At 38.1% G+C, this 23,665-nt stretch carries 23 protein-coding genes and 1 riboswitch; of the genes, 14 read left to right on the top strand and 9 right to left on the bottom strand.

The window, feature by feature from the left end:
- Complete coding sequence (locus ACTJKN_RS11380) at positions 1 to 954, bottom strand: stage II sporulation protein M (protein ID WP_440825061.1); 954 nt, start codon at positions 952 to 954, stop codon at positions 1 to 3.
- A 201-nt stretch (positions 955 to 1,155) separates the two neighbouring features.
- On the opposite strand from ACTJKN_RS11380, the gene ACTJKN_RS11385 reads away from it, so the two are divergent.
- Positions 1,156 to 1,899, top strand: a complete 744-nt coding sequence (locus tag ACTJKN_RS11385) for an RDD family protein (RefSeq protein WP_440825063.1) — start codon at positions 1,156 to 1,158, stop codon at positions 1,897 to 1,899.
- Here ACTJKN_RS11385 and ACTJKN_RS11390 read toward each other — a convergent pair.
- The 5 genes from ACTJKN_RS11390 to ACTJKN_RS11410 all read right to left on the bottom strand — a co-directional run bounded on the left by ACTJKN_RS11390 (position 1,896) and on the right by ACTJKN_RS11410 (position 4,963).
- Entirely contained in the window at positions 1,896 to 2,222 is a 327-nt protein-coding gene (locus ACTJKN_RS11390) for a DUF2752 domain-containing protein (RefSeq protein ID WP_440825065.1), read from the bottom strand. The two genes, ACTJKN_RS11385 and ACTJKN_RS11390, sit on opposite strands and share 4 nt — an antisense overlap.
- Positions 2,223 to 2,229: 7 nt before the next feature.
- The gene (locus ACTJKN_RS11395) at positions 2,230 to 2,718 is read right to left on the bottom strand and encodes a DUF5684 domain-containing protein (protein WP_131028241.1); all 489 of its coding nucleotides are present in this window, start codon (positions 2,716 to 2,718) and stop codon (positions 2,230 to 2,232) included.
- An 86-nt stretch (positions 2,719 to 2,804) separates the two neighbouring features.
- Positions 2,805 to 3,530 carry an SGNH/GDSL hydrolase family protein gene (locus tag ACTJKN_RS11400; RefSeq protein ID WP_440825067.1) on the bottom strand — a complete coding sequence of 242 codons (726 nt, stop codon included), beginning with the start codon at positions 3,528 to 3,530 and terminating at the stop codon, positions 2,805 to 2,807.
- 45 nt (positions 3,531 to 3,575) lie between these two features.
- The gene (gene lipB / locus ACTJKN_RS11405; RefSeq protein ID WP_440825069.1) at positions 3,576 to 4,304 is read right to left on the bottom strand and encodes a lipoyl(octanoyl) transferase LipB; all 729 of its coding nucleotides are present in this window, start codon (positions 4,302 to 4,304) and stop codon (positions 3,576 to 3,578) included.
- Positions 4,305 to 4,315: 11 nt separating this feature from the next.
- Complete coding sequence (locus ACTJKN_RS11410; RefSeq protein ID WP_108197253.1) at positions 4,316 to 4,963, bottom strand: 4'-phosphopantetheinyl transferase family protein; 648 nt, start codon at positions 4,961 to 4,963, stop codon at positions 4,316 to 4,318.
- 71 nt (positions 4,964 to 5,034) lie between these two features.
- Between ACTJKN_RS11410 and dcd the strand changes: the two genes are divergently transcribed.
- The 9 genes from dcd (at position 5,035) to ACTJKN_RS11455 (ending at position 14,854) form a co-directional block, all read left to right on the top strand.
- Positions 5,035 to 5,571 carry a dCTP deaminase gene (gene dcd / locus ACTJKN_RS11415; RefSeq protein WP_215129483.1) on the top strand — a complete coding sequence of 179 codons (537 nt, stop codon included), beginning with the start codon at positions 5,035 to 5,037 and terminating at the stop codon, positions 5,569 to 5,571.
- Between the two features lie 531 nt (positions 5,572 to 6,102).
- The gene (locus ACTJKN_RS11420) at positions 6,103 to 8,793 is read left to right on the top strand and encodes a TonB-dependent receptor plug domain-containing protein (RefSeq protein WP_440825071.1); all 2,691 of its coding nucleotides are present in this window, start codon (positions 6,103 to 6,105) and stop codon (positions 8,791 to 8,793) included.
- 97 nt (positions 8,794 to 8,890) lie between these two features.
- Positions 8,891 to 9,652, top strand: coding sequence for an enoyl-CoA hydratase/isomerase family protein (locus ACTJKN_RS11425; protein WP_440825073.1), 762 nt, complete (start codon positions 8,891 to 8,893; stop codon positions 9,650 to 9,652).
- Positions 9,653 to 9,804: 152 nt separating this feature from the next.
- Positions 9,805 to 10,680, top strand: coding sequence for an SDR family oxidoreductase (locus tag ACTJKN_RS11430; protein WP_116249187.1), 876 nt, complete (start codon positions 9,805 to 9,807; stop codon positions 10,678 to 10,680).
- Positions 10,681 to 10,695: 15 nt separating this feature from the next.
- A complete protein-coding gene (locus tag ACTJKN_RS11435; RefSeq protein WP_440825076.1) occupies positions 10,696 to 11,082 on the top strand; it encodes a DoxX-like family protein in 387 nt (128 codons plus the stop codon).
- Positions 11,057 to 11,833 carry a DUF2071 domain-containing protein gene (locus ACTJKN_RS11440; RefSeq protein WP_440825078.1) on the top strand — a complete coding sequence of 259 codons (777 nt, stop codon included), beginning with the start codon at positions 11,057 to 11,059 and terminating at the stop codon, positions 11,831 to 11,833. Before ACTJKN_RS11435 ends, ACTJKN_RS11440 begins: the two co-directional genes overlap by 26 nt.
- Before the next feature lie 164 nt (positions 11,834 to 11,997).
- Complete coding sequence (locus ACTJKN_RS11445) at positions 11,998 to 12,576, top strand: class I SAM-dependent methyltransferase (protein ID WP_440825080.1); 579 nt, start codon at positions 11,998 to 12,000, stop codon at positions 12,574 to 12,576.
- Positions 12,577 to 13,064: 488 nt separating this feature from the next.
- A complete protein-coding gene (gene purD, locus ACTJKN_RS11450) occupies positions 13,065 to 14,336 on the top strand; it encodes a phosphoribosylamine--glycine ligase (protein WP_440825082.1) in 1,272 nt (423 codons plus the stop codon).
- Between the two features lie 11 nt (positions 14,337 to 14,347).
- Complete coding sequence (locus ACTJKN_RS11455) at positions 14,348 to 14,854, top strand: SMI1/KNR4 family protein (protein WP_440825084.1); 507 nt, start codon at positions 14,348 to 14,350, stop codon at positions 14,852 to 14,854.
- Positions 14,855 to 14,919: 65 nt separating this feature from the next.
- Here ACTJKN_RS11455 and ACTJKN_RS11460 read toward each other — a convergent pair whose 3' ends face one another.
- Both ACTJKN_RS11460 and ACTJKN_RS11465 read right to left on the bottom strand, forming a co-directional pair.
- Complete coding sequence (locus tag ACTJKN_RS11460) at positions 14,920 to 16,074, bottom strand: redoxin domain-containing protein (RefSeq protein ID WP_440825086.1); 1,155 nt, start codon at positions 16,072 to 16,074, stop codon at positions 14,920 to 14,922.
- Positions 16,075 to 16,312: 238 nt separating this feature from the next.
- On the bottom strand, positions 16,313 to 17,494 hold the full coding sequence (locus ACTJKN_RS11465; protein WP_029274474.1) for a formimidoylglutamase: 1,182 nt from the start codon (positions 17,492 to 17,494) through the stop codon (positions 16,313 to 16,315).
- A gap of 71 nt (positions 17,495 to 17,565) precedes the next feature.
- Here ACTJKN_RS11465 and ACTJKN_RS11470 point away from each other — a divergent pair, with 71 nt between their 5' ends.
- Positions 17,566 to 18,528 carry an NAD-dependent epimerase/dehydratase family protein gene (locus tag ACTJKN_RS11470; protein ID WP_440825088.1) on the top strand — a complete coding sequence of 321 codons (963 nt, stop codon included), beginning with the start codon at positions 17,566 to 17,568 and terminating at the stop codon, positions 18,526 to 18,528.
- Positions 18,528 to 19,829, top strand: a complete 1,302-nt coding sequence (locus tag ACTJKN_RS11475) for an HAD-IB family phosphatase (RefSeq protein ID WP_440825090.1) — start codon at positions 18,528 to 18,530, stop codon at positions 19,827 to 19,829. The genes ACTJKN_RS11470 and ACTJKN_RS11475 overlap by 1 nt, the downstream gene beginning before the upstream one ends.
- Before the next feature lie 163 nt (positions 19,830 to 19,992).
- Here the strand turns inward: ACTJKN_RS11475 and ACTJKN_RS11480 are convergent, their stop codons facing one another.
- Positions 19,993 to 21,282 carry a voltage-gated chloride channel family protein gene (locus ACTJKN_RS11480; protein WP_440825091.1) on the bottom strand — a complete coding sequence of 430 codons (1,290 nt, stop codon included), beginning with the start codon at positions 21,280 to 21,282 and terminating at the stop codon, positions 19,993 to 19,995.
- A 19-nt stretch (positions 21,283 to 21,301) separates the two neighbouring features.
- A riboswitch (Fluoride riboswitch) is annotated at positions 21,302 to 21,364 on the bottom strand.
- A gap of 64 nt (positions 21,365 to 21,428) precedes the next feature.
- Between ACTJKN_RS11480 and ACTJKN_RS11485 the strand changes: the two genes are divergently transcribed.
- Together ACTJKN_RS11485 and ACTJKN_RS11490 are read left to right on the top strand one after the other, a co-directional pair.
- A complete protein-coding gene (locus tag ACTJKN_RS11485) occupies positions 21,429 to 22,394 on the top strand; it encodes a tryptophan 2,3-dioxygenase family protein (protein ID WP_230142502.1) in 966 nt (321 codons plus the stop codon).
- Between the two features lie 145 nt (positions 22,395 to 22,539).
- Positions 22,540 to 23,604: a branched-chain amino acid aminotransferase gene (locus tag ACTJKN_RS11490; protein WP_440825093.1), complete on the top strand. Its 1,065-nt coding sequence runs from the start codon at positions 22,540 to 22,542 to the stop codon at positions 23,602 to 23,604.
- Positions 23,605 to 23,665 lie beyond the last annotated feature (61 nt).

Consider the following 23,665-nt stretch of genomic DNA (forward strand, 5'->3'; position numbering starts at 1 on the left):
TTAATTTAGTGTTGCTTGTTTATTGTATATTTTTATGGGGTATATAAATACGTACCAAATAATGAAAGCTGCAGAAGATAATAAAATAAACATACTTAACCACACAGGCATTTCAGTATGTCGTGTAACAAAACTTTCAAAAAAAGCCGCAACTATAAAAATTGGTATCAGGCCAATTACAATTTTTAATCCATCTTTGGCCCCTTTTAAAACTGAAGCCATACGGGTATAGGTTTTGGGGAATAAAAGACTGTTGCCCAAAATTAAACCGGCCGCGCCTGCCAAAACAATTGCCGATATTTCTAATGTACCGTGAATCCAGATCACCAGAACCGATTGAAAGCCCAGGCCCTTACTAAAAAAGAAATATTGAAATGAGCCGAGCATCACTCCATTTCTAAATAGCGAAACAATAGAGCCAAATGAAAATATAATGCCCAAAACAAAGGTATATAGGGCAACATAAATATTATTAGTCCCAATCTGCATAAACATCATAAACTCATTACTCTGTTTGTAAACACCAAACGGATCACCTTTGGCAATGTTTTCGTTTGTCATGTTTACATAACCATCGCCCATAATCAATCGCACAAAAGTATCATCATATTTTGCCGATAAAGCACCAATGGCACAAGAAACCAAGAAAAATGCCAATGCATAAAATATCTGTTTTCTGTGTTGTCGAAATATTAAGGGGAGTTCGGTTTTCCAGAAATGAACAAAGCGGTTCGATTTTTCCTTTTTGTTTTTGTAAACGGATTGATGTAATTTAGAGGCTAAGCCATTGAGGTAAGCTGTTGTTTTCGAATTTGGATAAAACGTTTTTGAGTAAGCCAAATCGTTAGTGATTTCGATAAACTGATTGGCCACTTCATCAGGATTTGCCTGTTGCATGGAATCATAATGTTGCCACTTCTTCGAATTCTGTTTAACAAATAATGCTTCTCTCATTTAAAGGCTTTACCAAATCTCGGGTTAAAATAGCTAATTTTTTATGGAAATGAAACCAACATTATTTTCAAATCATTTAACCAGTTTGAACAAATATACATAGCTGAACAATCTAAATATGAAAATAAAAGAAAACTTTAGTTTAAAAAAAATTACTGATTGACATATAGCTATTACCTTTAAAAAAAATTATGTTTGAATATGGATAGCATCAGAATTAGCACTGCTCAAAATATTGATATCGATTACGAAATTGCTGGCCTTGGCGAGCGTATAGCTGCAAGGTGTATTGATCTGGCTGGATTTCTAATTCTCGCTATAATTACGCTAGTGGTAATGGGTGCTGCACAAATGGCGATGTCGGGAAGTGCTGCAATAGTTGTTTTCTTTATTTTTCTGGCAATTTTTGCTTTCTACGACCTGGTTTGCGAAATCACTATGGATGGCCAGACTTTAGGAAAGAAGGTATTAAAGATTAAAGTAATTAGCATTGATGGTACACAGCCAACCATAGGGCAGTATATTTTTAGGTGGTTATTTCGGATGATTGATTTCGGATTCCCATTTGGCTGGGGAGTTGTGGCACTGGTTTCGGTAGCGGTTACTAAAAATCATCAACGATTGGGCGATATACTTGCTAAAACAACGCTGATTAAAACTAAACCAAGAACCGAATTTTCTAACGTGGCATTTAGTTTTAATTTACCTGAAGAATATGAACCGCAGTTTAAGGAGGTTTTGCATTTAAACGATAGAGACATAGAACTTATTCATGAAGTATTAACCGGTTACTACCAAACTGGGAATGCCGATCTGATTTATGCCATGGCAGCTAAAACCAAAGAACACATTTTTGTAACCATTCCGAGTGGAATGAATGAGTTACAGTTTTTAGAGGCAGTGTTAAAAGATTATAATCACCTTACCGCTAATATGAGTGTTTAGCTAAAAAACATTTTGTGTACATAGCTGATCATTACAAAATTACCGATTACGATAACCAACACGCTAAAAATAAAGGAACGTTGTTTAATCTGGAATTTATATAATAAGCCAGCTGAGATAAATAAAAACAACAAGGGGATAGTGGGTGGATAAAGCGACCAGCTTTTTGATAAATCGCCTTGAACAAGGGCGATAAAAGATCTTTGAAAACCACAACCCGGACAATCGATTCCGGTTAGTGCTTTAAACGGGCAGGTAATTAAATGATTTTGCAGCCAATCAACAAAGTTGATTAAGCTGCAAAATATAAATATGATAAACATCCTTGAATTAAACTACCGGTGGAGGGGTATCGTTTGGAGTGTCTTGATTGCCGAATGGTTTGTTAAATGGATTATTTGGATTGTTGAATGGGTTATTACCAAAACCACCATTTTGTGCTTCTGCTGCTGATGGGCCTAAATATTTAGCATCGCTAAAACCTAAAATTGGCCAAAAAATGTAAGGAAAAATAACTAAGCCAACAGTAAAACCTTCTGATTTGCCGAAGCTCTTGCTCAGTAGATTTGTTGCCCAGATTCCGAATACAATGTTTACGCAGGGGATAAGCATCCATAAAATCCAGATCATTGGTTTGCCAATGATTTCAAGTAAAATAATTAAATTGTAAATGGGAATAATTGCAGCCCAGCCTGGTTTGCCGGCTTTTTCGAAAGTTTTCCACATGCCCACAATCATCAGGACAATTACCGCCAGGTAAATAATTCCGCCTACCAGACCAATACCTGCGGCTATTCCGCTTGATTCATACTCATTCATAATTTACTGTTTTTAAAGGTGATTAATTTAAATAGTTGAACTAAAATATATTTTTTAATTTAAAAACAGCATAAACAAATAGTTAATTATTTCAATACATTGGCCACTTTTGGTAATAAAGCGGTTGCCCATTCGGTATACATTTTAGCACTTGGGTGCAATCCATCGCTCGCCACTAACGATAAATCTGTTGCAGCATTTCGAGATGCGGGGGTAATGTTGGTATAGTTTACGCCAACTGAAAGCGTGATTTCTTGGTTTGCAGCGTTAAAGCTGTCGATTTCATTCGCAATCGTTTGTGGGTTTCGCCCCGAGTTTTTGCCAAAGGGCGTAGCGCCCCAATCTGGAATAGAAACTACAAAAACTTTATTCTTGTTGCCTCCGGCAAAAGCGATTGCCGTTTGTAACAATTCTGTGAATTCCTTTTTGTAAGTATTTATCGGATAACCCCGATATTGATTGTTTACACCAATTAAGAGTGTAACAAAACTATATGTTCCTGTTAAATTCTCCTTTTTTATACCCGCCTGGACTTCATCGGTAGTCCAACCGGTAACCGCAATAATTTTTGGATTTGCTACACTGCTGCCTTGAGCTTTTAATAAACTTTGAAGCTGGTAAGGAAAAGACTCTGCCCGTTTAACAGATTCGCCAATCGTATAAGAATCGCCAAGTGCCAGATATGTAAAATTACCTTCTCCATTTGGTGAAGCTGTTGTTCGATCGATCACTGGTTCAATAGGCATAGGCTGTTGTTTTGTGCAGCCCGAAGTTAAGAAAGAAAATAAAATGGCGCTTAATAAAATCTTCATAGTTTAATCTACGAATTAGCATTTGGTTTAGTTTTATTCAACTAACTAAATCAGCTGCATCTTAAAGAGCTCGGCAATATGATTCTTTAATTTTCCTTTTACCTCTTCCATATCGAGATGATAGCCCAGCTCTTTTGCTAAAGAAGTTACGGCTTTATCATCAATACCGCATGGCACAATATTTTTAAAGTAATCTAAATCTACATTTACATTAAAGGCAAAACCATGCATGGTAACCCAACGGCTGCAACGAACCCCCATGGCGCATATTTTACGGGCCTTTTCATTATCGGCATCTAACCACACCCCTGTAAAACCAGGATAACGGCCAGCTTCTATCCCATAATCTTTTAAGGTAAGGATAACGGCTTCTTCCAGCGTTCGCAGATATAAATGGATGTCGGTAAAGAAATTATCAAGATCAAGAATAGGATAGCCCACTAGCTGCCCCGGACCATGATAAGTAATATCGCCGCCCCGGTTTATTTTATAGTAGGTTGCCTGTTTATCCTTTAATCCCTGCTCATCCAACAATAAATTTTCGGGATGCCCGCTTTTACCTAGGGTGTAAACATGTGGGTGCTCGCAAAATACAAGATGGTTTGGGGTAGGCTTATTGGTGCTGTTTACACGGTTTTCTGTTTTAATGGCCACCGTTTTATTTAGCAGATCTTCCTGTTTATCCCAGGCTTGCTGATAGTCTGTTAAGCCCCAGTCTGTAAAAATAGTTGGCTTTAAATCTGTTGCAATTGCTTTTTCCACTGTCTCGTTCATCTCCATTTATTTTAAGAATTGCTGGCTACATAGCCTAACATGTAACTGTCTTTGGTTTTAAAGTAATTAACGGTCAGCTCTCGCGTACCTGTTGGCAGTTCTACCAATGCATTTAGCGAGCCTTCGTTTTTTAACTTAAAAGGTTTAATATGGATATGCTGTTTAAATTCTAAACCCTTTTTGCCATGCCACTTATAAATAGCTTCTTTAGCGCACCACGCAACATATAAGCCATCGGTATTATCACCAATCTGTTTCTGGGCAAGTTCTACATCGCTTAAAAACTTGTGTTTAATGCTTTTTATCTTGTGCTTAATCAGTTCGATATCGACACCTACCGCATGATCTTTGCTAATCATTACGGCAGCATAATCATAAGAGTGGCTTAACGAAATATGATAGTCGAAGTTAACCAGATAGGGCTTGCCATGTTCATCAAACTGACAGTCAATATACTCGGTTGTATTAAGCATTGTTCTCAATAGTAATCTTGTGCTTAACCAGTGCAGTAACCGCTTGCCGCTGTTTAATGAAGAAATAATGTCATGTTCATGCTGCTTAAGCTGCAGTCCGGCCAACAATTCTTCCTCCGTTTCTTCAATTTTCCAAATTGCTAAAACAGAATGCTGATCAATATTTTTATTGTAAATTATTGGCATTGATTAAATTGGAGATTACATGCAAAATTATCTTAAATAAATGATAATTTAGGCCAAAAATACGTATAAAAATGATATTATCTGATAGCAGGATATTAGAAGAAATTGAGAAGGGAACAATCATCATTGAGCCTTTTAAACGCGAATGTTTAGGAACCAACTCTTATGATGTGCACTTAGGGAAATACCTGGCTACTTATAAAAGCCGTGTGCTTGATGCGAAAGCGCACAATGAAATTGAACATTTTGAAATCCCTAAAGATGGTTATGTCCTTCATCCAGGTACACTATATCTTGGTGTTACTTTAGAATATACCGAAACACACGGACATGTGCCTTTCTTAGAAGGTAAAAGCAGTACCGGCCGCTTAGGTATCGATATCCATGCAACAGCAGGTAAAGGCGATGTTGGTTTTTGTAATACCTGGACATTAGAAATATCAGTAGCACAACCTGTAAAAATTTATGCCGGAATGCCTATTGGCCAATTGATTTATTTTGTTGTTGAAGGTAAGATCGAAACGATGTACAATTCAAAAGGTAATGCCAAGTACAACAACAAAACCACCAGACCGGTAGAAAGTATGATGTGGAAGAATAAGTTTTAGAGATTGCTTAACTGCCGACAGCCAATTGAAAACTGGTATCTTTTTCTTTTTTTGGAAATGAAAGGGAGTGTGCTATGGCTGCTTTAGCCCCGCCATTCGCTATGGTCCCGATAGAAGGAATCGGGAGCCGCCGCTACTGTCGGGTTTATGATTGGCAGTCTGTTCTCCGTGGTCCAAACATTGTTCCCAAACCCGATTGTCGTGAATGCCGATTTTTCATCGGCAGAAACAAAAGCGGGGCTGGTGAGGCCAGGTGATCAGAATCTCTCATTTCCAAATCAATAGCCTAAAAGAATATTTTTCTTTTGGAAATGAAAGCTTTGTGCTATGGTTGCTGTTGGGTTTTATGAACAACGGGCGGATAAGGTCAAGCACACTGAACCCTTCATTTTTCAAATCCATATTGATAAATTAATGTGTTTTTTTAACTGTGAACTAAAAATTTAGATTGAAACTAAATTTCATGGTATCTTCATAAAAATATGCCTTAGGTTTTGTACCTTGACACATATTTATTTGTTACCCAACCACATGAAACTCAAAATTACTCTCGCAATCAGTTTTCTATCTCTACTTATTGTTTTAGCCGCATTTAAAATGGATGATGATCCATTTAGTCAGCTCTTGCAAAAACTCGAAGATTACACCAGTAAATACCCACAAGAAAAAGTTCACCTTCACCTAGATAAACCTTACTATGCCATTGGCGATGATATTTGGTTCAAAGCTTATGTTGTAAATACCAAAACTTCGGCCCCTTCGGGCATTAGTAAGATCCTGTATGTGGAGCTGATAAATGAAAAAGATTCGCTAAAAAAACTGGTTAAGTTACCTATTATGGGAGGTATTACCTGGGGCGATTTTAAGTTAACAGATTCACTTGGTGAGGGCAATTATAGAATTAGGGCCTATACCAATTACATGCGGAATTTTGGCACCGAATTTTTTTACGATAAGACAATTAAGATCGGAAATAGCTGGGCTAACAAAGTTTTTACAAAAACTTCTTACAGTTTTACCAAAGAGAACAATGCAGATAAAGTAACGGCAACTGTTCATTTCGAAGATAAAAATGGCGTGGCTTACAGTGAAAATGAAGTGAGTTATGAGGTCCAGTTAGATTATCGTACCGTTACAAAGGGTAAAGTTAAAACAAGTTTAACAGGTGATGCGGTAATTAGCTTCACAAACAATCAATCTTTCCAGAATAAATCGGGGAAAATTATTGCGACCATCGCGCTGGATAATAAACAAAAAGTAATCAAATCTATCCCCATAACTTCCACTTCTAACAATGTTGATGTACAGTTTATGCCAGAAGGGGGGACGCTTGTTGAAGAATTGCCGCAAAAGATTGCCATTAAGGCTGTTAATGCCGATGGCCGCGGCGAAGATGTAGAAGGAAGTATTGTAGATGAAGGTGGAAATGAAGTAACCAGTTTTGCCACCAATTATTTAGGCATGGGTAACTTTGTGTTTAACAATCAGGCCGGTAAGTCATATTCGGCAAAAGTTAGATTTAAGGATGGATCAGAAAAAACGTTGAAATTACCTGTGGCCGTTAAAAGTGCTTATGCACTTTCTGTAAATGCTTTAGATACAGGTAAAGTGGTGATTAAAATTATGGCCAGTGCCGATCTTGTGAATGGCGATGAACTAAAAGTTGTGGCGCAGCATGGTGGCAATGTATATTATGGCTCGAAAGCTAAAATGGATAAACAGGTACTAGTGGCCAATATTCCAAAAAAGAACCTGCCAACTGGTATTGTGCAGTTTACTTTATTTTCAAGTACTAATCAACCTTTGGCAGAGCGGTTGGTTTTTATTAATAACAAGGCCGAATTAATAGACGTATCGATTAACACATCAGGCGTTTCTAGTTCAAAAAGAGGAAAAGCAGCCTTTACTTTCGATGCGACTAATGTTAATAAACCCATTTTAGGTAGTTTTTCGGTTGCTGTAACCAATGCATCAAAAGTAACACCTGATGAAAATAATGAGTCGAATATTCTCACTTCGTTGTTGCTTACCTCCGATTTAACCGGATACGTAGAAAAGCCCAATCACTATTTTTTAAAAGATGATCTTCAAACACAAAAGGAACTCGATAACTTAATGCTTACCCAAGGCTGGAGAAGATTTCTTTGGAAAAACATTATCAATAGTGTTGGTCCGAATATAACCTATAAACCCGAGCAGTCTATTACCATTAGCGGAACGGTAATGAAGGGCAATAAACCTGTGCCTGGTGGTAAGGTAATGCTAATGGCTACAAAAGGAACGGTGTACATTTTGGATACGGTAACCAATGCCGAAGGAAAATTTGTTTTCGATAATTTAAGTTTTGGCGATAGTACAAAATTTGTTGTTCAGGCAAGAACTAAAACAGAAAGGAAGTTTGTAGATATTAATCTTGATATCGTTCCCGGGCAGATTGTAACCAGGAATAAAAATGGAGCCGATGTAGATATCAATGTGAATAATACTTTGATGAAGTATATTAAAGAAAGCGATAACTATTTTAATGAGATGACCCGTTTAGGCTTGCTGGAGCGGACCATTAAACTCGAAGAAGTAACCATTACCGAAAAGAAAAACCCAGCGAAAAACTCATCCAACCTAAATGGTGCAGGAAGAGCCGATTTCGTAATGACAGCTGATCAGCTATCTACCTGTGTTACCCTTTCACAATGTTTGCAAGGGCGGTTACCAGGAGTAATATTTAGGGGCAATATACCTTACCTTATGCGTAGTCAGGAAACGCCTATACAGATTATTGTTGATGGTATGCAGATGGAAGCTGATTTTCTGGATAATGTTGTTCCTAGCGATGTAGAATCTATCGAGCTTTTAAAAAGTATAGGAAATACAGCAATCTATGGTTCGCGGGGAGGAGGAGGTGTAATTATTATCACTACTAAACGTGGTGACGGGGGAAGAAGTACCGCTCGTTATGCACCTGGAATTGTAACCTTTAATCCAAAAGGATTTACGATTTCAAGAGAGTTTTATTCGCCGAAATATGATGCGGCAAGTTCAAGTAGCAGGGCCGATTTAAGAACAACTATTTATTGGAATCCACAGGTTGTTACAGATAAAGATGGAAAAGCACAATTCGAATTTTATAATGCAGATGAGCCTGGAACCTACCGTGTAGTAATAGAAGGAATAGACGCTATCGGGCATTTGGCAAGAAAAGTTTACACTTATGATGTTAAATAGAGAAAAATAGATAAATTTGAATTAGTATGCATGCATAGTTTATGTTGCGGTATATTTATCATGATACTAGATTTCAAATCTTGATACTATTTAGAATATGAATACAATAAAAGTAAGTGTTAAAGATCGCCTGGCAACTATTACGTTAGATAGAGGTAAATCGAATGCCTTAAACCGTGAATTGATTACCGAGCTTGACGATATGCTTAGAAATATTACCGGCGATGATAATATTGGCGGTGTAATTTTAACCGGTACAGCACCTTTCTTTTCTGCCGGATTGGATTTAGTAGAACTTTATAACTACAACGAAGAAGAAGCTAAATCTTTCTGGCAGTTGTTTTTAGGTTTCACCGCCAATATGGTTTCATTTAAAAAACCGATGGTAGCCGCAATTAGTGGGCATAGCCCGGCCGGTGGATGCGTAATGGCATTGGCATGCGATTATCGCGTAATGGCAGAAGGACAATACATTATTGGACTAAATGAGGTGCCGGTAGGTATTATTGTGCCAAATAGTATTTTTCAATTGTATGCGTTTTGGTTAGGTAAGGCTGAAGCCAGTCGCAGTTTACTTTCGGGTAAACTTTACAGTCCCGAAGAAGCTTTAAAAGTCGGTTTGGTTGACGAACTTGTGAAAAATGAAAGTTTGTTAACGGCTGCAGAGCGTAAGATTAAGAAATACATGGAGCTCGAAAGTAATACCTGGTCGCAAAGCAAATTAAATATCCGTGAGGAATTAATTGCTGCAGTAACCGCAGATCAATCTGCTACTTTAGAAAAAATGTTAGCACAGTGGTGGTCGCCGGCAACACGCCATATTTTAAAAACAATTTTAGCTAACCTGCAGCGGAAATAAGTTTGGAGTTCGGAGCTGTGCGTTTGGAGTAGATTACTCGGTTTAAACAACTGAGCATTACTACAGCACGGTTAACCAGTTTAAAACAATTAACCATTCCCAGCAATTTAGCTTTAACAAAGCTCAACAATTAACCAGTTAACCAATATATTATGTTCAGTTATAATGCACCAATGCTCAGAGAAGACGCTTTAAAAGGAAAAACCATTGTAATTACAGGTGGAGGAACGGGTTTAGGGAAAGCAATGGGCGTATATTTCTTGAAATTGGGAGCCAACCTCGTAATCACAAGCAGAAAACAGGATGTACTACAAAAAACTGCCGATGAAATGGAAGAAAAAACAGGCGGCAAAGTATTGGCAGTTGCCTGTGATGTTAGAGAAGTAGCACAGGTAGAAAATGTATTGGCCAAAACTTTAGAAAGATTTGGTTCTGTTGATGTACTATTGAATAATGCTGCGGGTAATTTCATCTCTCCAACCGAACGGTTATCAGCCAATGCATTTTCATCCATTATCGATATCGTTTTAAAAGGAACGGTTAACTGTACACTTACCTTTGGTAAACACTGGATTAAGGAAAAACAAGCGGCAACAGTTTTAAATATAATTACCACTTATGCTTTTACAGGCTCGGCCTATGTTGTGCCTTCGGCTTGTGCAAAAGGTGGCGTTTTAGCACTAACAAGATCTTTGGCCGTAGAGTGGGGTAAATATGGTATTCGCACCAATGCAATTGCACCTGGTCCATTCCCAACTAAAGGCGCATGGGAGCGTTTATTACCTGGTGATTTAGCCAAAAAATTCGATTTCAAAAACCGTGTACCTTTGAAAAGAGTTGGAGATCATCAGGAACTCGCCAATTTAGCTGCATTTCTGGTGAGCGATTTCTCTGGATACATTAATGGCGAAGTAATTACCATTGATGGTGGCGAATGGTTACAGGGAGCAGGCCAGATGAATGGTTTGGAAGCAATCCCGAACGAAATGTGGGATATGCTCGAACAAATGACAAGAAGCGCCAAGTAAAGCAGAATGATAAATGTGATCAATCGCAGTAATCAATTATTACCACAAAGAATACTTACCTGGTTTATTGCATTGGTTTGGCTTGCAAACGGATTGTTTTGCAAAGTGTTAGGTCTTGTGCCTCGCCATGAGCAGATCGTTGCCAGAATTCTATTGCCGGCCTATAGCCATAGCTTTACAGTTCTTATCGGCATATCAGAAATTTTAATGGCAATCTGGATTTTGAGCAGTTTCAAAACCAAACTAAATGCTATTGTTCAGATTGTAATAGTCGCGACGATGAACACCATCGAATTTATACTTGCACCAGATCTGTTGCTTTGGGGCAAATTTAATTCGCTCTTTGCATTTATATTTATTCTGGTTGTGTTTATCAATGGGTTTTATTTTAGCAAAAAATAACGCAACAGGCATTATGTTCTCATTTCTGAAAAACCACCCATTCGCAGTCGATGCATTTTTTGAAAACGCTCTAGTATTAACGTTTGCTGTTCCAAAAGCAGAATTAGAACACCTTATTCCGGAATGTTTAACACTGGATACCTTTGAAGATAAATGGGCTTTCATTGCTATCGCTATGGTTCAGACGAAAAATTTGCGACCAAAAGGCTTTCCTGAATTTATGGGTAACGATTTTTTTCTTATTGGTTATCGCGTATTTGTGCGTTATACAAACAAAGCCGGAAAAAATCTTCGCGGCTTGTATATTTTAAAATCAGAAACGAATAAAAAGAAAATGGAATTTATGGGCAATATTTTTACTCATTACAATTATACCACAACAGATATATCGCTAATTGACAGAGAAAATACTAAAGAAATTACTTCAACCAATTCTAATTTTAAAATCGTAATCGATAAAACAGATCATGACGTTGCCTTGCCCGAAGATTCGCCATTTGCCGATTGGAAGGAAGCCAGAAGATTTGCAGGACCTTTGCCCTTTACATTTACTTACAACAAAAAAAACAGAGAAGTTTTGATTATTGAAGGGGTTAGGCAAAACTGGGAACCAGCTCCCATAAAAATCGCCAGTTATAACTTCGGGTTTTTAAATTCATTGAATCTAAATGGACCGATTTTAGCAAATGCCTTTGACATTCAAAACATCCCTTATTATTGGAAAAGAGGAAAAATTGAAAAATGGAAGTAAAAAGAAGAAAATTTCAGGGCGTATTGAACATTTTAAGTTTTAACAGGCATTTTTACATATTTGGTCTCATTGCTTTATTGTTAGTGATAGTTAGCCAAATAGTATTGCAATGGCCTGGTGTCCTGTTTTGGATAATTATTTTAGCTTTTCTATATGGTCTTTTAATGCCCTTAATCGTATCTGCATATGTTTACGACTTTTCTGGCTATTATCATTTCGATTGGTTAAAAAAAACTGGTATTTCAAATTCAAATCCAGATTTAATCCTAAATATTAATGCCGGTTTTGATGAAACAAGCTTCATTCTTGAAAGTCATTTTCCACAAGCAACTTTAAAGGTTTTCGATTTTTACAATCCTGAAAAACATACTGAGCAGGCAATAATCAGGGCAAGGAAAGTAAGTTTAATGTTTTCTGGTACAGCACAGATATCCGCAGATTTTATTCCTTTGGACGATAAATCTGTTGATATTATATTCCTGTTGTCAGCTGCCCACGAAATAAGATCACAGCAAGAGAGAATTGTTTTTTTAAAGGAATGTTATCGGTTGTGTAAACCAACAGGTAAGGTAATTATGGTAGAACATTTACGGGATTTGCCCAATTTTATAGCTTTTTCTATTGGTTTTACACATTTTTTCTCAGGGAGAGTTTGGCGAAAAGCATTTAAAACAGCAGGTTTTTCTTCTTTGTCTGAAACGAAATTCACGCCATTTATGTCTGTTTTTAACTGTTGCCCTTGATTTAAATGCAAATACACATATTAATAATTGGTGCTCTTCTGGTTGCATTGGCACTTGTTCACATTATTTTTCCGAGATACTTTAATTGGGAAAGTGAACTTAAATTGCTGAGTTTAATAAACAGACAAATGATGCTGGTGCATACCTTTTTTGTTGCGCTTACCGTATTTCTAATGGGCTTACTCTGTTTAACCTCATCAAACGAATTAATACAGACGGATCTTGGAAGAAAGATATCGCTCGGTTTGGGCTTATTTTGGACTACCAGATTCTTTATTCAGTTTTTTGTTTACTCCAGGGATTTGTGGAAAGGTAAGCTATTCGAAACCACCGTCCATGCCATGTTTTCTATTCTTTGGGCATATTTTAGCTCCGTATTCCTCTTTATTTTTTTTAAATACTGAGTAGTTTAGTTCAAAAGTACTTTATCGTAAAGTCTTACCACTTCATACTGGGCTACTTGATGGTAAAATATTATCTTTGCCGATATGAATATCTTACTTTTAGGGTCAGGCGGCAGAGAAAGCACATTCGCTTGGAAAATGAGCCAGTCTTCGCACTGCAATAAACTAATTATTGCTCCAGGTAACGGTGGTACAGGAGCTTATGGTACAAACATCAACATCAATGTAAACGATTTTGACGCCATTAAAAAAGTAGTGCTTACCGAAAACATCGAACTCGTTGTTGTAGGTCCGGAAGAACCTTTAGTAAATGGTATTCACGATTTTTTCCTTGCTGATAAAGCTATTGCCCACATTCCAGTTATCGGACCTAAAAAAGAAGGAGCGATTCTAGAAGGGAGTAAAGATTTTTCTAAACAGTTTATGGAGCGCCATGGTATTCCAACTGCGGCTTCAAAATCTTTCACACCCGAAACTTTAGAAGATGGCTTGGCTTATTTGCAAAACCATGCTTTACCGGTTGTTTTAAAGGCCGATGGTTTGGCAGCAGGTAAAGGTGTGTTAATCTGTACCGAAACCATCGAGGCTCAGGAAGAATTAAAACTGATGCTTGGCGGTAAATTTGGTGCAGCTGGGGCAACAGTGGTAATTGAAGAATTTTTAAGCGGGATAGAACTTTCGGTATTTATTTTAACCGATGGCGAAAATTATATCACACTGCCTTCAGCTAAAGATTATAAACGGATTGGCCAGGGCGATACCGGTTTAAATACTGGTGGTATGGGTTCAGTTTCACCGGTTCCTTTTGCCACACCAGAATTTTTGGCTAAAGTAGAAGAGCGGATTATTAAGCCAACAGTTGAGGGTTTAAAGAAAGATAATATTGATTATACAGGTTTCATCTTCTTCGGACTGATAAAAGTAGGAGAAGAGCCATTTGTAATCGAATACAATGCACGTATGGGCGATCCTGAAACAGAGAGTGTGATCCCTAGAGTTGAAAACGACTTGGTAGAGTTGTTTTTAGCTACTGCCAACAAACAATTAAACCAGGTGAGTTTGGTTATTTCCGAGCAAACAGCTGCTACTGTAATGATTGTGGCAGGTGGTTACCCAGGCGATTACCTAAAAGGTAAAGCCATTACCGGAATTGAAAACCTACGCCACTCTAATGCGTTCCATGCCGGAACATTGTTAGAAAATGATGTGGTAAAAACAAATGGAGGAAGGGTAATTGCAATTACCAGTTTGCAAAAAGATTTGTTTACTGCCTTACAATCAGCAACCGCTGATGCTGGCAGAATTTATTTCGATGGCAAATATTTCAGAGAAGATATCGGTTTTGACTTAATTTAAAAAAATATAAGTTGAAAAAAATACTCAAAAAGATTTCCGAAATCGCAATTAAACAAGGAGAGTTTAGTTTTACAGCCGAACAGATCGAAACAAAATGGCTAGGCAATCAACCTGCCACCTTAGCCGAAATACAAGAAGCTGAAGTAAGATTGGGCGTAACGCTTCCAACGGATTATAAAGAATTTCTGTTGATTACCAATGGATTTACTACGCCAAATGAACACGTTGATCCATCGTTTTCAAAAGCAAGCGATATCGCATTTCTAAAGGATGTGGATCCGCAGTTGATTGAGATCTGGACAGAAAATGATGAGTTGCTAGAAGTAGCCATTAAACTGGCCAGAAGCATTATTGTTGCCGGCTTAGGAGAAGAGCAATATTTTCTTCTAATCCCGCCCATAATCGAAAATGCAGATTGGGAATACTGGAAATTTGCATCATGGATTCCAGGAGAAGATCCTTACGAAGGACTTGAAAATTATTTCATTAACGTATTTGATTTCTTAAAATCTGCATAATACGTTTTCGTACAAACAAATAAAGCCCCAATCAAAATTGAGGCTTTATTTGTTTTGAATGCTTTTTATTTCGATTTGCTTCCCAGCAATTCTTGAAGTTTATCTTGTAAAGCTTGTTCTCTTAATCCTTTTGCAATAATTTTACCTGTTGGATCAATCAAGAAATTAGCTGGGATTGATTGAATGCCATACATTTGAGCCACTTCATTGCTCCAGCCTTTTAAATCAGATACATGTGTCCAGGTTAACTTATCAGCCTCAATGGCTTTCTGCCACGCTGCTTTGGTAGTTCTGGTATTTCCTCCATCTAAAGAAACACCCAAAACAGTAAAGCCTTTATCTTTAAATTTGTTGTAAGCCACTACCACATTTGGATTTTCCTGACGGCATGGTCCACACCAAGATGCCCAAAAATCTACCAGTACATATTTACCTTTAAAATCGGATAATTTAACAGGTTTGCCAGCAGTATCAACTTGCGTAAAGTCCATAGCCATGGCACCTACAGCGGTTTTTCTTCCAGCATCGAATATTTGAGCAATTTTTTTACCTGTCGTAGTTGCCTTCAGTTCTGGCGATAATCCAACAAAAGCTTTTTCTGCTGCTGTTGCCTGATCAGGATCTGCTGCCAATTGGCTAATTGCGCTTAAGCTGATAAAAGATTTTGGATTGCCGTTGGCATACTGTAATAATAATGGAGCCATTCCAGCAGCTTCTTTTTCATAGCGGGCACCTAAAGCGCCCATAACAGCTTTATCTTGTTTTTGCTCGGGTGTATAGGCTGCATATTCTGCATTAATTGCATCAAGTTTATCTGCTACAGGTTTAGTTAATGCTTTTAATTTCTTTGCATCGTCATTAACTGGTGAACCAGTGATTGTTGCTTTCTTTAAAGAATCTGCTGCGGCCAGCTTTATATTTCCTGACTCTATATATAGCGATAAAGCATCTAATTTCTCACCCTGCGCCGGACGGTTTACGTAAGGGTTTTTGTTTAAGAAAAGACTTCCCTGTACAGGGCTCAGCAATGTTCCTTTAAATGCAAAATTGCCATTTGTTACAGTTGTAGAATCGGTGATATTTTTGCCATCACCCTGATAGATCAGATAAACCTTATCTCCGGTTTTCAATCCTTTTATGTCGCCACTTACTGTAAATGGCTTCTGTGCCAATGCTGCAAGAGGCAGTAGTGCCATTGCAGATAATAATATTTTTTTCATCTGTATATTTTTTTTATTGGTGATGAGGTTATCATGATTTGTTGATTTTACTTTGATTTTGAAAATCATGATGTTTCATGAGGTTAGTTTAATCTTGTCCAAAGATAGAAATCTGTACCGCTAAAACGTAAATAGCTGTGTAAAATTATGATAGACTTATTCGTTTAATTATTTAACGCTCAATAGCATTCTCTATCATAACAGGGTTTTTCTAATCCTACTTTGAAATCACATAAGTTTAGTTTAATTTTTGGTAGGTTCTCCACCATAAATCGGGCATTTCGCCATTAACAGCAGTCTGGTAATCATCATATCTGCAAGGCACAAGATGGTAGCGTTCGTTTTTAGATTGCCCTGAAGGGTAAGGGACCTGCATCCACCAGCGGTCTGACTTTTTGCTTTTCACAAACATCATTTCTCCCGAACCGTCTTTTAAACTGGTTCTATAGATCATAAACTGCGATTTCGGTGTAAGCGGAAAATCCTTTTTGCGGGCATAAAATCCATCCACAAAATACCATACCATTTGAGCAAGTAAGAAGGCAGTTTGTCCGTTATTATCATAGGCCGGATTAAACTCGTAAAAACCAATTGAGGTCAACTTATCATTCATGCCGGCATAACGGGCAATACGACAGGCCTCTTCGCCATCAAAACCATTTGGCGTGGTATTCGCATTTGCTGCTGCATCTGCAGAACGGATAGCGCCCATGTCAAAGCTAATCATGTTTGCATTACGGATAATGGGCTCGGTTAAGGTAATATCCTGAGCAAATTCCCCCAAACGGTGTACATCAAAATATAATTTATCCATTACGCTCAAACTTTCTTGGTTTACAAAATAAGTTTGATAACCCACATTGCTAAAATTGAAAAGGTAATTGGGCTGGTGCAGGAAAATTTTGTTCAGGTAACAGTCAGATCGGGTAGCAATTCCCTCATTGTCGTCATCGCCAATGTCAAATTGGTTATCAATAACCACCAGATCTACTTTTTGCTCTAAATCTTCATAACCCAGGTATTGGCCATAGGTTAAGTCTTGTCCACCGCCAATAATGATCGGAATAATGTCTTTTTTAATCAGTTCCGAAACCACCATCTTGATGGCAATGTAGGTATCGGCAATGGTTGCACCGTGTTTAATATTGCCTAAATCGACAATTCTGCTATTAAAAGCACCTTCGTTGAGTTTATAAAACTTCTCTCTAAAATAATCGGGTGCCAGGGCAGAACCTTCATTATTAACGGCGCCTCTTCCATCAAGCACCCCAAAAATTGCCAGATCGTAGGTATGCTCCTCAAAATCGGGGAACGATTCGGTGTAAATCTGCGCTTTTAACCCCAGCTGGCTTGTAAAAAATCCTTGTTTGGGTGTAAAACTATCAGGGTTTATAGGGGAAAAGAAATCCGTTAATGACATATATTTAAAACTCTCGGCTCAAATATCTATTTTTGAATGCGTATTTCCACATATAGCTCGAAAAAAATAAAATGATACTGGTAACCGGAGGAACTGGATTTTTAGGATCTGAATTAATTAAGCAGTTAACCGATAGCGGTTTAGCTGTTCGGGCCTTGAGGCGGGAGAAATCTAAAATCCCTTTGCTAATTCAAAATATCCCACTCATCGAATGGTTTGAGGCTGATATAAACGAGCCTTCTGTACTGGAAGATGCCTTTATCGGGATTACCAAAGTTTACCATTGCGCAGCTTTTGTATCCTTCAATCCAAAAGATAAAAAGCAGCTTTTTCATGTAAACATAGAAGGAACCTCGAACATTGTAAATCTTTGTGCCGAAAACAATTGCCGTTTATTGCACGTAAGCTCAGTTGCTGCGTTAGGAAATGCTAAAAAGGGCAATAAAATTACTGAAAAAGACTTTTGGGAATATGATGCCAGAGCACACGCCTATGGTTTATCGAAATACGAGGGTGAGATGGAAGTTTGGCGGGGTATTACCGAAGGATTAGACGCTATTATTGTCAACCCATCGGTAATTATCGGTAAAAACGCGGGCTTTGAGGGGAGTGGGGCAATTTTTAAACTTGTAAAAGGTGGTTTTCCATTTTATACCGATGGGGCTTCTGGTTTTGTAGATGTTGAAGATGTGGCCAAAGTGATGATCTTGTTAATGGAGGCGGAAGTTTCGGGAGAACGGTATATCATTTCTGCCAATGATTATCATTATAAAGATCTGTTCAGCGAAATTGCACAGGGTTTTGGCGTTAAAGCACCAAAAAGAGAGGCAAAATCATGGATGCTCGGAATAGCCTGGAGGGCCCTAAAATTTGCATCCATATTCACTGGTAAACAGCCTTCCATCACTAAAGATGCTGCAAAGAGCAGTTTAACCTTAAGTTATTACAATAACAATAAAATAAAAACGGAAACAGGTATTACCTTTAAACCAGTTGCCGAAAGCATAAAAGAAATTACCCAACATTTAAGATAATGCCCAAACAGAAAGCCTATTACATCATCGATTTTGATAGTACCTTTACGCAGGTAGAAGCACTTGATGAACTTGCCCGAATTTCGCTAAAGAACCACCCTGATAAAGAAGCGATTTTCCAAAAAATTGAAGATTATACCAATTTTGCCATGGAAGGAAAACTTTCCTTCTCCGAAAGTTTAGCCCAACGTGTTAAGCTTCTTGAAGCTAACGAAGATCATTTAAAACAACTCATCAAACATTTGAAAAAGAAAGTATCTACCTCTTTTTCGCGTAATGCCGAGTTTTTTAAAAAACATGCCGATGAAGTGCTGATTGTTTCTGGCGGGTTTAAGGAATTTATTACGCCTGTAGTGAGCCAATACCACATTAAAAAGGAAAATATTTATGCCAATACCTTTGTAACCACTGGCGATGGTAAAATTATAGATTACGATCATGCCAATCCATTAAGTGAAGAAGGTGGCAAAGTAAAATTACTTCAGCATTTAAAGCTCGAAGGCGAATTATTCGGTATTGGTGATGGATATTCTGATTTCCAGCTGCGCGAAAGCGGTATCATCAATAAGTTTTTTGCATTTACAGAGAATATAGCCCGCGAAAGTATTGTTTCTAAAGCAGACCATGTAACACCAAGCTTCGATGAGTTTTTGTATGTAAACGATCTGCCGCGTGCAATTTCTTATCCAAAAAACAGAATTCTTTGTTTGGTAATTGGCGATGTTGACCCTTTAACCATATCCATTCTTAAAAATGACGGTTTATCTATTCGCCATAAAACTTCTTTCGAAGAGAAATATGTAAAAGACGTGGGAATTATCTTGCTAGCCGATGGCGAGAAAATAGACAAAGAACAGTTAAAAAATGCCGCTAAGCTTAAAACCATCGGATATTTGGGAAATGCGAAAAATAAAATAGACCTCGATTTATGTACTAAACAAGGTATTGTTGTTTTCGATGACCCTAAAAATAATCCACGTAATATAGATTTTATCCCGAAACGGGTTGCCGATTTTATGAATACCGGAGCAACTTATCTGAGCAGCAATTTTCCTAACTTACAATTGCCGAAAATTGAGAAATCGCACCGTTTAATTCACATTCACAAAAACGTCCCGGGTATTATGGCGAAAATCAATACTGTTTTTGCCAAGCACGACATCAATATTGTGAGCCAGTTTTTAATGACCAATCCTGAAATTGGCTATGCCATTACCGACATCAATGCGCAGTACGATAAACAATTGTTCAAATCACTTAAAAAGATCGAGCAAACGATAAAATTTAGGGTGCTGTATTAACTTTCATGCTGTCATTCTGAGTGCAACGAAGAATCTATGTGCTTTCTTATGCTTGCCCTCATAAAGTACTGCCTTTTTAGTGCTTTGGTGGTGATAGATTCTTCACTGCGTTCAGAATGACAATAACGCTTTTCTCTATACGCCTAGCACCCCACGCGCTTCGCTACCTCAAAAACTGATGCCTCTTCAGCAACAAATGCTTAGGTGCACCTATTGTTTGCGACCGATAAATTCCTGTGTGGCCTGAAAATAAGTAAGCTGTAACGCAGGCTAAGGCGATATAAATTCCAGATGAGGTGCCAAATAACTCTATACCCATAAAAATACAAGCCAAAGGGGTATTCGCTGCCCCTGCAAAAACGGCTACAAAGCCCATTCCTGCCAACAGTCCAACAGGTAAGGGCATAAAGAAACTCAAAAAACTACCCAGTGTGGCCCCAATAAAGAAAAGTGGAGTAACTTCGCCGCCCTTAAACCCTGCACTCAAGGTAAAAGCTGTTAAAAATAATTTGATCGCAAATGTATAATACGCTTCTTGTTGAACAAAGGATTCTGAAATAACCGGAATACCCAAGCCGATATAGCGTGTATTTCCGATCAGGTAAATAATGCCAATTAAAATTAGTCCACCAATAAATGGCCTTAATGGTGGGTATTTAATTTTACTGAAAAGACTTGATAAGCCATGGTTTAAGGCCGAAAAAGATCTCGCCACCAGTCCAAATAATATTCCAGCACCTAAGGATAACAGTAAATTGATCGAATTCATTTCCGGCACCAGAGAAATGGAATAATGGGTGTGCCCAACACCCCAGCTTTTGCAGGCATAATCGGCAATAATTGCAGTAATAAATGAAGGAAGAATTGAACTGTAGGTTAAACTTCCAATAACGAAAACTTCCAATCCGAATACAGCACCAGCTAAAGGTGTTCCGAAAACAGAGGCAAAGCCAGCACTGATCCCGCAGATGAGGATCACTTTTCGATCTCTGGCTTTAAGTTTAAACAGTTTCGTAAACTGATCGGCAAAGGCTCCTCCAATTTGCACAGCTGTACCCTCTCTTCCAGCTGATCCGCCAAATAAATGGGTAATAATTGTGCCTGCAAAAATGAGTGGTGCCATGATCAGCGGAATCACATTTTTGGGCGATTGTAATTCTTCAATCAAGAGGTTGTTGCCCTTTACAACGGCTGCACCCCAATAATGATAAGCCAGGCCAATGAGTATACCTGCGATTGGTAAAAAGGCGATAATCCAGAGGTGTTGTTCACGGTAATTGGTTGCCCAGTTTAAAGTTTCTAAAAACAGGGCAGAGGCAGAGCCTATAATCCCACCCAATATTGCAGAAATCAATAGCCACTTTAATGTGCTAATTAAGAGTAATCCGAAGTCGAGTTTAATGAAATGTTTAATAGACAGAAGAAATCCTTCTGTTAGTTTTTTAACAGGCATTTGAATTCAATTTTAAATAAAAATCGTAGGAGTCATCAGCCTGTTTGGGCGGTTTTGGCGGTACTCCATCGCCATTGTTCCAAATGTATAAAATTTAGTTATTTGTTGCAAAATCTTTATCACCTTTGTGCAGCTAACTTTAAACCATGGATTTCACACCCGAAATAAAAGACAAACTACATCAACTGCAGGAAAAGTATACGGCAATGGGGCAAGATATGGCATCGTACCTCGATGGGCTTTTATATGCCGATTTCTTAACCTATTGGGACTACATTCATTTGGATACTTTACTGAGCTTACAGAATCCTAAAACACCAATTCCAGATGAAGAGATTTTCATCATGTACCATCAAATCACAGAACTTTATTTTAAGCTTGCACTACACGAATGCAGGCAGATTGCTGAACATGAAAATTTAACCGCCGAATTTTTTACTGCACGCGTAAAACGGATCAATGCTTATTTTAATGCCTTAACCACTTCTTTCGAGGTGATGGTTGATGGGATGGAGAAAGAGCAGTTCCTGAAATTCCGCATGTCGTTATTACCTGCCAGTGGATTCCAATCTGGCCAGTACCGGATGATCGAGATCTGTGCTACAGATTTTATCCAGTTGGTAGATAAAAGCAAACGCGAAGAATTAAGTACTGCAACTATAGAAGAACAATTCGAAAATATTTACTGGAAATTCGGTGCAACCGAACTCTCTTCAGGTAAGCAAACTTTAACCTTAAAGCAATTTATTAAAAAGTATGCTGCTCAGTTTCTACAACTGGCTAAAGATCGTACTTTAACTAATTTTTCTGCTTTATACCATCAATTGCAAGCGAATGGAGCCGATGTTTCTGCCCTTGCAGAGGAGTTGCGTAAGTTAGATTTGTATGTAAATGTAGAATGGCCTTTATCGCACTACAAATCGGCCGTACGTTATTTGGAGAAAGATCCGGTTGATATTGCAGCAACAGGTGGAACCAACTGGCAAAAGTATCTGCCTCCGCGTTTTCAGAAGAGAATCTTTTATCCGTTCTTATGGACGGGCGAGCAAATGGAAGAATGGGGTAAAGGCTGGGTGCTTAGTGTACTTAAAACACTCAAAAACAAAGATTAATATTGCAAAAAGCTATTAAAAAAGCCTCTTTTTTCTTAATTTGCGCGAAATAATTAATGACAGAAGGAGTGAATTATTGAATTAAAGAATGAGCGGATAAAACACTCAATCATTCGATCATTCACCCATTCAAAATTCAAATACAATGACCGAGACATTAGATATAAAAATCACCAAAGCAGTGCAAACACGTTTGGCTGTTACTGATTTTTCGCAATTACCGTTCGGTAAGGTTTTTACCGATCACATGTTTACTGCCGACTACGAAGATGGCGAATGGAAAAATTTACAGATTCTTCCTTATGGCCCAATTCCGATGAGCCCGGCAATTTCTGCACTTCATTACGGACAGGCGATTTTCGAAGGATTAAAGGCTTACCGCCAGCCAGATGGTAAAATTAGTGTTTTCCGTGCTGATAAAAACTTCGAACGTTTTAACAAATCAGCCGCCAGAATGTCGATGCCGGGCATTCCTGAAGAAATTTTTATGCAGGGTTTGGCCGCATTAATCAATGTTGATGAGAAGTGGGTGCCTAATCAAGAAGATTATGCTTTATACATCCGCCCGGTAATGTTTGCAATGGATCCTTATTTGGGGGTTAAGGCGTCTGATACCTATAAATTTGCTTTATTAACCACCCCAACTGGCCCATATTACAGCAGTGCATTAAAGGTTAAAATCGAAACTGAATTTACTCGTGCAGACGAAGGTGGTGTAGGCTTTGCCAAAACTGCTGGAAATTACGCACGTTCATTATATCCTTTCGAGCAAGCAAAAAAAGAAGGTTACGATCAATTGATCTGGACAGATTCGGTAACGCATGAGTTTATTGAAGAAGCTGGAACGGCCAACTTACTTTTCGTAATTAATGGCAAATTGGTTACACCGTCAGTACGTAGTACGGTTTTGGATGGTGTAACGCGTGATACTATTATTAAACTGGCTAAAGATGCCGGAGTAGAAGTTGAAGAACGTAGGGTTTCTGTTAAAGAAGTGATCGAAGGAATTGAAAATGGTAGCTTAACTGAGGCTTTTGCCGCAGGAACTGCAGCTACAGTAACGCATGTAGGCGAAATGGGCTTTAATGGTCAGATCTATAAATTGACCGACCCATCTACAAGACATATTTCTAATGGCATTGCTAAAAAATTAAACGATATCCGTTATGGTTTAGCACCTGACGAATTTGGTTGGAACTGGGTAATCTAAGATCACCGTTCATAAAATATAAACCCCGATACAGCATATGCATCGGGGTTTCTTTATTTAT

It is taken from the genome of Pedobacter sp. 22163, assembly GCF_052045595.1.
GTDB lineage: Bacteria > Bacteroidota > Bacteroidia > Sphingobacteriales > Sphingobacteriaceae > Pedobacter.

Excerpts from the sequence above, each read along its gene's own strand:
- ACTJKN_RS11430 (WP_116249187.1), top strand. The coding sequence starts at position 9,805 with ATGTTCAGTTATAATGCACCAATGCTCAGAGAAGACGCTTTAAAAGGA.
- dcd (WP_215129483.1), top strand. The coding sequence starts at position 5,035 with ATGATATTATCTGATAGCAGGATATTAGAAGAAATTGAGAAGGGAACA.
- purD (WP_440825082.1), top strand. The coding sequence starts at position 13,065 with ATGAATATCTTACTTTTAGGGTCAGGCGGCAGAGAAAGCACATTCGCT.
- ACTJKN_RS11395 (WP_131028241.1), bottom strand. The coding sequence starts at position 2,718 with ATGAATGAGTATGAATCAAGCGGAATAGCCGCAGGTATTGGTCTGGTA.
- ACTJKN_RS11385 (WP_440825063.1), top strand. The coding sequence starts at position 1,156 with ATGGATAGCATCAGAATTAGCACTGCTCAAAATATTGATATCGATTAC.
- ACTJKN_RS11485 (WP_230142502.1), top strand. The coding sequence starts at position 21,429 with ATGGATTTCACACCCGAAATAAAAGACAAACTACATCAACTGCAGGAA.
- ACTJKN_RS11460 (WP_440825086.1), bottom strand. The coding sequence starts at position 16,074 with ATGAAAAAAATATTATTATCTGCAATGGCACTACTGCCTCTTGCAGCA.
- ACTJKN_RS11420 (WP_440825071.1), top strand. The coding sequence starts at position 6,103 with ATGAAACTCAAAATTACTCTCGCAATCAGTTTTCTATCTCTACTTATT.
- ACTJKN_RS11400 (WP_440825067.1), bottom strand. The coding sequence starts at position 3,530 with ATGAAGATTTTATTAAGCGCCATTTTATTTTCTTTCTTAACTTCGGGC.
- ACTJKN_RS11470 (WP_440825088.1), top strand. The coding sequence starts at position 17,566 with ATGATACTGGTAACCGGAGGAACTGGATTTTTAGGATCTGAATTAATT.
- ACTJKN_RS11475 (WP_440825090.1), top strand. The coding sequence starts at position 18,528 with ATGCCCAAACAGAAAGCCTATTACATCATCGATTTTGATAGTACCTTT.
- lipB (WP_440825069.1), bottom strand. The coding sequence starts at position 4,304 with ATGAACGAGACAGTGGAAAAAGCAATTGCAACAGATTTAAAGCCAACT.
- ACTJKN_RS11440 (WP_440825078.1), top strand. The coding sequence starts at position 11,057 with ATGGGTTTTATTTTAGCAAAAAATAACGCAACAGGCATTATGTTCTCA.
- ACTJKN_RS11445 (WP_440825080.1), top strand. The coding sequence starts at position 11,998 with ATGCCCTTAATCGTATCTGCATATGTTTACGACTTTTCTGGCTATTAT.
- ACTJKN_RS11490 (WP_440825093.1), top strand. The coding sequence starts at position 22,540 with ATGACCGAGACATTAGATATAAAAATCACCAAAGCAGTGCAAACACGT.
- ACTJKN_RS11390 (WP_440825065.1), bottom strand. The coding sequence starts at position 2,222 with ATGTTTATCATATTTATATTTTGCAGCTTAATCAACTTTGTTGATTGG.
- ACTJKN_RS11410 (WP_108197253.1), bottom strand. The coding sequence starts at position 4,963 with ATGCCAATAATTTACAATAAAAATATTGATCAGCATTCTGTTTTAGCA.
- ACTJKN_RS11380 (WP_440825061.1), bottom strand. The coding sequence starts at position 954 with ATGAGAGAAGCATTATTTGTTAAACAGAATTCGAAGAAGTGGCAACAT.
- ACTJKN_RS11480 (WP_440825091.1), bottom strand. The coding sequence starts at position 21,282 with ATGCCTGTTAAAAAACTAACAGAAGGATTTCTTCTGTCTATTAAACAT.
- ACTJKN_RS11465 (WP_029274474.1), bottom strand. The coding sequence starts at position 17,494 with ATGTCATTAACGGATTTCTTTTCCCCTATAAACCCTGATAGTTTTACA.
- ACTJKN_RS11425 (WP_440825073.1), top strand. The coding sequence starts at position 8,891 with ATGAATACAATAAAAGTAAGTGTTAAAGATCGCCTGGCAACTATTACG.